Annotated in this window: 1 protein-coding gene; it reads left to right on the forward strand. The window is 66.4% G+C overall.

Annotation, left to right across the window (positions count from 1 at the left end; genetic code table 11):
- Nucleotides 1-32: 32 nt before the first annotated feature.
- A complete protein-coding gene (locus ACWCP0_RS42165; protein ID WP_451083997.1) occupies nucleotides 33-1109 on the forward strand; it encodes an IS630 family transposase in 1077 nt (358 codons plus the stop codon).
- Nucleotide 1110 lies beyond the last annotated feature (1 nt).

Below are 1110 nucleotides of genomic sequence, written 5' to 3' on the forward strand. Positions count from 1 at the left end.
CTAGTGCGTCAGTACCTCGTCGGGGCCCGAAGCTGGAGCCGTTGCTGCTGTCTGCTGATGAGCGGGCGGTGTTGGAGGGGTGGACGCGTCGGGCGACATCGGCGCAGGCGCTGGCTCTGCGCGCGCGGATCGTGCTGGCGTGCGCGGGGCCGGAGGTGCCGCCGATCGTTGCGGTCGCCCGGGATCTGCGGGTGGCCGCGGACACGGTCCGCAAGTGGCGACGGCGGTTCCTCGCCGACCGGCTGGACGGGCTGGTCGACGAGCCCCGGCCGGGCCGGCCGCCCACAATCAGCGTCGATCAGGTGGAGGCGGTCGTGGTCACAACGCTGGAGGAGATCCCGAAGAATGCCACGCACTGGTCGCGCAGGTCGATGGCCGAGCACAGTGGCCTGTCGAAGTCGACCGTCGGCCGGATCTGGCGGAAGTTCCAGCTCAAGCCGCATCTGACCGACACGTTCAAGCTGTCGACGGACCCGTTGTTCGTGGAGAAGGTTTACGACGTCGTCGGCCTGTACTTCAACCCGCCCGAAGGCGCGGTGGTCCTCTCGGTCGACGAGAAGTCCCAGATCCAGGCCCTGGACCGGTCCCAGCCGGTGCTGCCGATAATGCCGGGCATGCCCGAGCGGCGGACCCACGACTACGTCCGCAACGGCCTGACCACCCTGTTCGCGGCGTTCGATGTCGCCACCGGCGAGGTCATCAGTGCCCTGCACCGCCGACACCGGGCAGCGGAGTTCAAAAAGTTCCTGATCAGGATCGACAAGGAGGTTCCCGCGCACCTGCAGATCCACCTGATCTGTGACAATTACGGCACCCATAAGACCCCCGCGATCAGAGCGTGGCTGGCCAAACACCCCCGTTTCCAGATGCACTTCACCCCGACCGGCTCCTCGTGGATCAATCAGGTTGAGCGGTGGTTCGGCTTCCTGGCCGACCAGATGATCCGCCGCGGCGCACACAAGAACGTCCAGGCCCTCGAAGCCGACATCCGCAAGTGGGTCCGGAACTGGAACGAAGACCCCAAGCCGTTCATCTGGACCAAGAGCGCCGAGGAAATCCTCGAATCCCTCGCCCGCTTCTGCCGACGGATCTCCGGCGCAGGACACTAGC

It is taken from the genome of Streptomyces sp. NPDC001970, from assembly GCF_053594115.1.